The organism is Pseudarthrobacter sp. NPDC058362 (assembly GCF_042723515.1).
In the GTDB taxonomy this organism is placed as follows: domain Bacteria; phylum Actinomycetota; class Actinomycetes; order Actinomycetales; family Micrococcaceae; genus Arthrobacter.
The window spans coordinates 1-5680 of record NZ_JBHXIW010000012.1 but is presented as its reverse complement, the minus strand read 5'-3'; the positions used below and the strand labels follow the sequence as shown (position 1 = coordinate 5680).

The following is a 5680-nucleotide window of genomic DNA, read 5'->3' as shown; positions in this document are numbered from 1 at the left end:
TTAAATGTGGGAGGCCCCAACCGTGTGGTTGGGGCCTCGACCAGGTGTGTGTCCGGCGGTGACCTACTCTCCCACACCCTCCCGGGTGCAGTACCATCGGCGCTGTGGGTCTTAGCTTCCGGGTTCGGAATGGGACCGGGCGTTTCCCCCACGCTATGACCGCCGTAACCCTTGTACCCGTCACCAGCCCTGGGGGTGGTGTGGGAAATCTGTGGTTACAACTTGCTGTCCCCGTTGTGGGGGCAGTTTTGTGGTGTTGTTATTTAGTTGTTGGTTCCGTGCCGGGACAACCCGTGGGTTGTTGGTTGGGAACCACATAGTGGACGCAAGCAGTCTTGTTTCTTGGTGGTGTAAGTTGTTGGCCTATTAGTACCGGTCAGCTTCACGAGTCGTTAGTCCTCGCTTCCACATCCGGCCTATCAACCCAGTGGTCTGGCTGGGGGCCTCTCACACACGAGGTGTATGGAAATCTCATCTTGAAGCGAGCTTCCCGCTTAGATGCTTTCAGCGGTTATCCCATCCGAACGTAGCTAATCAGCGGTGCACTTGGCAGTACAACTGACACACCAGAGGTTCGTCCGTCCCGGTCCTCTCGTACTAAGGACAGCCCTTCTCAAATTTCCTGCGCGCGCAGCGGATAGGGACCGAACTGTCTCACGACGTTCTAAACCCAGCTCGCGTACCGCTTTAATGGGCGAACAGCCCAACCCTTGGGACCTACTCCAGCCCCAGGATGCGACGAGCCGACATCGAGGTGCCAAACCATGCCGTCGATATGGACTCTTGGGCAAGATCAGCCTGTTATCCCCGAGGTACCTTTTATCCGTTGAGCGACGGCCATTCCACAATGTACCGCCGGATCACTAGTCCCGACTTTCGTCCCTGCTCGAGATGTCTCTCTCACAGTCAAGCTCCCTTGTGCACTTACACTCGACACCTGATTGCCAACCAGGCTGAGGGAACCTTTGGGCGCCTCCGTTACTTTTTAGGAGGCAACCGCCCCAGTTAAACTACCCATCAGGCACTGTCCCTGACCCGGATTACGGGCCGAAGTTAGATGTCCAAAGTGACCAGAGTGGTATTTCAACGATGACTCCACCCGAACTGGCGTCCGGGCTTCAACGTCTCCCACCTATCCTACACAAGCCACTCCGAACACCAATACCAAACTATAGTAAAGGTCTCGGGGTCTTTCCGTCCTGCTGCGCGTAACGAGCATCTTTACTCGTACTGCAATTTCGCCGAGTTTATGGTTGAGACAGCGGGGAAGTCGTTACTCCATTCGTGCAGGTCGGAACTTACCCGACAAGGAATTTCGCTACCTTAGGATGGTTATAGTTACCACCGCCGTTTACTGGGGCTTAAATTCTCAGCTTCGCCTTGCGGCTAACCGGTCCTCTTAACCTTCCAGCACCGGGCAGGAGTCAGTCCGTATACATCGTCTTGCGACTTCGCACGGACCTGTGTTTTTAGTAAACAGTCGCTTCCCCCTGGTCTCTGCGGCCCCGATCCCCTCCCACCAGCAAGTGGTGTTCAAGGTTGGGGCCCCCCTTCTCCCGAAGTTACGGGGGCATTTTGCCGAGTTCCTTAACCATAATTCTCTCGATCGCCTTAGTATTCTCTACCTGATCACCTGTGTCGGTTTGGGGTACGGGCGGCTAAAACCTCGCGTCGATGCTTTTCTCGGCAGCATAGGATCACCAAATCCCCCCATACGGGGGTCCCATCAGATCTCAGGCATCATGAACAGCGGATTTGCCTACCGTTCGCCCTACATCCTTAGACCGGGACAACCATCGCCCGGCTCGGCTACCTTCCTGCGTCACACCTGTTAATACGCTTGCCTCCCAGGATCAGGTCCCGCGCTCCACCAAAACCCTTCACCCACAAGGGGTGTCGGGCAGGTCTCGGGCGGTTAGTATCCCCTGTTCAACATGGGCGGTTTTTCGCCGGTACGGGAATATCAACCCGTTGTCCATCGACTACGCCTGTCGGCCTCGCCTTAGGTCCCGACTTACCCAGGGCAGATTAGCTTGACCCTGGAACCCTTGATCATTCGGCGGACGGGTTTCTCACCCGTCTTTCGCTACTCATGCCTGCATTCTCACTCGTGTAGGCTCCACCGCTGGTTTACACCGCGACTTCACCGCCCACACGACGCTCCCCTACCCATCCAGGCGCCTGAACCACAAGGGCTTAGCTAATACCTGAATGCCACAACTTCGGCGGTGTACTTGAGCCCCGCTACATTGTCGGCGCGGAATCACTTGACCAGTGAGCTATTACGCACTCTTTTAAGGATGGCTGCTTCTAAGCCAACCTCCTGGTTGTCTTCGCAACTCCACATCCTTTCCCACTTAGCACACGCTTAGGGGCCTTAGTTGGTGGTCTGGGCTGTTTCCCTCTCGACTATGAAGCTTATCCCCCACAGTCTCACTGCTGCGCTCTCACTTACCGGCATTCGGAGTTTGGCTGACGTCAGTAACCTTGTAGGGCCCATTAGCCATCCAGTAGCTCTACCTCCAGCAAGAAACACGCAACGCTGCACCTAAATGCATTTCGGGGAGAACCAGCTATCACGAAGTTTGATTGGCCTTTCACCCCTACCCACAGCTCATCCCCTCCATTTTCAACTGAAGTGGGTTCGGTCCTCCACGACGTCTTACCGTCGCTTCAACCTGGCCATGGGTAGATCACTTCGCTTCGGGTCTAGATCACGCCACTGCAACGCCCTATTCAGACTCGCTTTCGCTACGGCTCCCCCACACGGGTTAACCTCGCGACGTAACACTAACTCGCAGGCTCATTCTTCAAAAGGCACGCCGTCACAACTACAAGGCTGCTCCGACGGATTGTAAGCACACGGTTTCAGGTACTGTTTCACTCCCCTCCCGGGGTACTTTTCACCTTTCCCTCACGGTACTGGTCCGCTATCGGTCATTAGGGAGTATTTAGGCTTATCAGGTGGTCCTGACAGATTCGCACGGGATTTCTCGGGCCCCGTACTACTTGGGATACTTCCCAGGCGGCGCACAACATTACGGTTACGGGACTAACACCCTCTCTGGCCGGCCTTTCAAAACCGTTCACCTATGCACGCGCTCTCACCTCACCAGTCCGGCAGAACTGGAACGGAAAGTCCCACAACCCCGACCATGCAACGCCCGCCGGCTATCACACATGGAACGGTTTAGCCTGATCCGCGTTCGCTCGCCACTACTAACGGAATCACTATTGTTTTCTCTTCCTGCGGGTACTGAGATGTTTCACTTCCCCGCGTTCCCTCCACGCACCCTATGTGTTCAGATGCGGGTCACCAGGTAACTCGCGCTCCTGGCGGGGTTTCCCCATTCGGACACCCTGGGATCACAGTCCGGTTATCGACTCCCCCAGGCTTATCGCAGATTCCTACGTCCTTCTTCGGCTCCTAATGCCAAGGCATCCACCGTGTGCTCTTAAAAACTTGACCACAAAGATCAAAAACAAAAAACACTCGAGAGAACCACGAAAACCAACCACACCCAACACCCCAAAGGGCATCAACAGCACGGCCAGATCCAGGTTCATATTCTTGGAAATTGCTTCTTATAAAAGATGCTCGCGTCCACTATGTAGTTCTCAAACAACAACCCCGTACCACACACCCCACACACAACACCCCAAAGGAGCGAACCATGCATGATCGATGCAGCCAGGAAACCAGAAACAAACAAACCCGGGCAAAACCCGGCCCTGTTGCCTCAGGACCCAACAGTGTGCCAAACACTAAACCACCCATCCCCCAACCCGCCGTTCCAGGACACCCCCACAAAGGAAGACATCCGTACTGAACAGGAAAAGAAACACGCAGCCGCTATTCGTTGATATTCCACCCTTGAGCACCCGCCGCAGAACAATCGTCTGCGCAACGGGCATATACTCCTGACAAACCACACACCCCGCATACACGAGGCAATGACCTGTAGGTGCTCCTTAGAAAGGAGGTGATCCAGCCGCACCTTCCGGTACGGCTACCTTGTTACGACTTAGTCCCAATCGCCAGTCCCACCTTCGACAGCTCCCTCCCACAAGGGGTTAGGCCACCGGCTTCGGGTGTTACCAACTTTCGTGACTTGACGGGCGGTGTGTACAAGGCCCGGGAACGTATTCACCGCAGCGTTGCTGATCTGCGATTACTAGCGACTCCGACTTCATGGGGTCGAGTTGCAGACCCCAATCCGAACTGAGACCGGCTTTTTGGGATTAGCTCCACCTCACAGTATCGCAACCCTTTGTACCGGCCATTGTAGCATGCGTGAAGCCCAAGACATAAGGGGCATGATGATTTGACGTCGTCCCCACCTTCCTCCGAGTTGACCCCGGCAGTCTCCTATGAGTCCCCACCATCACGTGCTGGCAACATAGAACGAGGGTTGCGCTCGTTGCGGGACTTAACCCAACATCTCACGACACGAGCTGACGACAACCATGCACCACCTGTGAACCAGCCCCAAAGGGGAAGGACTGTTTCCAGCCCGGTCCGGTCCATGTCAAGCCTTGGTAAGGTTCTTCGCGTTGCATCGAATTAATCCGCATGCTCCGCCGCTTGTGCGGGCCCCCGTCAATTCCTTTGAGTTTTAGCCTTGCGGCCGTACTCCCCAGGCGGGGCACTTAATGCGTTAGCTACGGCGCGGAAAACGTGGAATGTCCCCCACACCTAGTGCCCAACGTTTACGGCATGGACTACCAGGGTATCTAATCCTGTTCGCTCCCCATGCTTTCGCTCCTCAGCGTCAGTTAATGCCCAGAGACCTGCCTTCGCCATCGGTGTTCCTCCTGATATCTGCGCATTTCACCGCTACACCAGGAATTCCAGTCTCCCCTACATCACTCTAGTCTGCCCGTACCCACCGCAGATCCGGAGTTGAGCCCCGGACTTTCACGGCAGACGCGACAAACCGCCTACGAGCTCTTTACGCCCAATAATTCCGGATAACGCTTGCGCCCTACGTATTACCGCGGCTGCTGGCACGTAGTTAGCCGGCGCTTCTTCTGCAGGTACCGTCACTTTCGCTTCTTCCCTACTGAAAGAGGTTTACAACCCGAAGGCCGTCATCCCTCACGCGGCGTCGCTGCATCAGGCTTGCGCCCATTGTGCAATATTCCCCACTGCTGCCTCCCGTAGGAGTCTGGGCCGTGTCTCAGTCCCAGTGTGGCCGGTCACCCTCTCAGGCCGGCTACCCGTCGTCGCCTTGGTAAGCCATTACCTCACCAACAAGCTGATAGGCCGCGAGTCCATCCAAAACCACAAAAAGCTTTCCACCCCCCACCATGCGATGAGGAGTCATATCCGGTATTAGACCCAGTTTCCCAGGCTTATCCCAGAGTTAAGGGCAGGTTACTCACGTGTTACTCACCCGTTCGCCACTAATCCACCAGCAAGCTGGCTTCATCGTTCGACTTGCATGTGTTAAGCACGCCGCCAGCGTTCATCCTGAGCCAGGATCAAACTCTCCGTTGAAGAAAAACAGACACAACCCCAAGCCCCGGGAAAACGGGACCAAAAGGCTGCACAAAATTTGAAACCAGCTGTAAAAACCATGCACACCACGGGGTGGCGGCACAGCAAAAACAACCAATCAATAAAACAATTGGTATCAACAAACTTGGCACACTATTGAGTTCTCAAACAACAGACACA

Annotated in this window: 1 protein-coding gene and 3 rRNA genes; 1 reads left to right on the top strand and 3 read right to left on the bottom strand. The window is 55.2% G+C overall.

What is annotated here, in order from left to right; translation table 11 throughout:
• Positions 1-50 precede the first annotated feature (50 nt).
• A 5S ribosomal RNA gene (gene rrf, locus ACFWIX_RS16040) occupies positions 51-167 on the bottom strand.
• A 178-nt stretch (positions 168-345) separates the two neighbouring features.
• Positions 346-3469 (bottom strand): 23S ribosomal RNA (locus ACFWIX_RS16035).
• A 209-nt stretch (positions 3470-3678) separates the two neighbouring features.
• On the opposite strand from ACFWIX_RS16035, the gene ACFWIX_RS16030 reads away from it, so the two are divergent.
• The gene (locus tag ACFWIX_RS16030) at positions 3679-3864 is read left to right on the top strand and encodes a hypothetical protein (protein ID WP_377217128.1); all 186 of its coding nucleotides are present in this window, start codon (positions 3679-3681) and stop codon (positions 3862-3864) included.
• 112 nt (positions 3865-3976) lie between these two features.
• On the opposite strand, the gene ACFWIX_RS16025 is transcribed toward ACFWIX_RS16030, so the two are convergent.
• A 16S ribosomal RNA gene (locus tag ACFWIX_RS16025) occupies positions 3977-5500 on the bottom strand.
• The 16S, 23S and 5S rRNA genes sit together here, the layout of an rRNA operon.
• Between the last annotated feature and the right edge of the window lie 180 nt (positions 5501-5680).